Annotated in this window: 2 protein-coding genes; one reads left to right on the top strand and one right to left on the bottom strand. The window is 77.8% G+C overall.

The genetic code is table 11. From position 1 onward, the window contains the following. Nucleotides 1-73: 73 nt before the first annotated feature. The gene (locus QH283_RS08455; protein ID WP_280502463.1) at nt 74-1045 is read right to left on the bottom strand and encodes an NAD-dependent protein deacetylase; all 972 of its coding nucleotides are present in this window, start codon (nt 1043-1045) and stop codon (nt 74-76) included. On the opposite strand from QH283_RS08455, the gene QH283_RS08450 reads away from it, so the two are divergent. Further along, the coding region (locus QH283_RS08450; RefSeq protein WP_280502462.1) for a hypothetical protein at nt 1044-1300 on the top strand (257 nt) is incomplete at its 3' end. The genes QH283_RS08455 and QH283_RS08450 overlap by 2 nt on opposite strands.

Raw genomic sequence — 1300 nt, 5'->3', positions numbered from 1 at the left:
GCGGCGGCCGGAGCCTGACCGTCGCCCCGGGCTTGTGTATCGCGGCGGGGGGGGGTGGTCTGCGGGCGTCCGGTCAGGCGGGAGCGGGCGCGCGGTGGGCGGCGTAGGCGCTCAGGACGGGGGAGCAGCCGGTGTCGAGGCGCAGGGTCGCCACGTCGTCGCCGCGGGTGGGGCCGCGGTTGACGATCACCACCGGGTGGCCGGAGCGGGCGGCGTGGCGCACGAAGCGGCGGCCGGACATGACGGTCAGCGAGGAGCCGGCGACGAGCAGGGCGTCGGACTCGTCGACCAGGGCGAACGCGGCGGCGACGCGGTCCTTGGGGACGTTCTCGCCGAAGTAGACGATGTCGGGTTTGAGCATGCCGCCGCAGTGCGGGCAGTCGACCATGCGGAAGGTGTGGGTGTCGTCGATCACGGCGTCGGCGTCGGGCGCGACCTCGATGCCGGTGGCGTGCGCGGCGTCGGCGAAACCGGGATTGACCGCCTCCAGCAGGTCGGCCAGGGCCATGCGCGACATCCTGGCCTCGCAGCCCAGGCAGCGCACGCAGGCGTAGGTGCCGTGCAGGTCGATCACCCGTCTGCTGCCCGCCTTGGTGTGCAGCAGGTCCACGTTCTGGGTGATGATGCCGGTGACCATGCCGAGCCGTTCCAGTGCCGCCAGCGCGCGGTGGCCCGCGTTGGGCCGGGTGGCGTCCATGCTGCGCCAGCCGATGTGGTTGCGGGCCCAGTAGCGTTGCCGGAACACCGGGTCGCCCACGAATTGCTGGTAGGTCATGGGGTTGCGGGGCGGGGAGTCCGGGCCCCGGTAGTCGGGGATGCCGCTGTCGGTGGAGATGCCCGCGCCGGTGAGGACCGCGACGCGTCTGCCGTCCAGCAGGGCGGCCAGCCGTCGCACGGCCTCGGCGAGCTGGGGGTCGGCGAGTTGGGGGTCGGCGAGCTGGGGGTCGTGGCCGGCCGGATCGACCGCCGGGGCGCTCGTCGCGGACGGGCCGCCGAGGACGAGCGGCGAAGCGTAGCGCCTCGGGAGACCAGTGTGCTGCGCCATGGGGACGAGAGTACCGAGACGAGGGGGGGCCCGCCCCCCCCCCGGGGGGGGGGGGGGGGGGGGGGGGGGGGGGGGGGGGGGGGCGCGGGGGGGGGGGGCGGGGGGGGGGGGGGGGCGGGGGGGGGGGGGGGGGGGGGGGGCCGCCCCCCCCCCCCCCCCCCCCCCCGCCCCGCCCCCCCCCCCCCCCCCCCCCCCCCCCCGCCCCGCCCCCCCCCCCCCCCCCCCCCACCAAAAACACCGGGGGGGAGCGGAGGG

Origin of the sequence: Nocardia farcinica, assembly GCF_029867845.1 — a bacterium.
Taxonomy (GTDB): domain Bacteria; phylum Actinomycetota; class Actinomycetes; order Mycobacteriales; family Mycobacteriaceae; genus Nocardia; species Nocardia farcinica_A.
The sequence above is the reverse complement of the archived record's forward strand: the minus strand, read 5'-3'. Positions and strand labels throughout refer to the sequence as shown.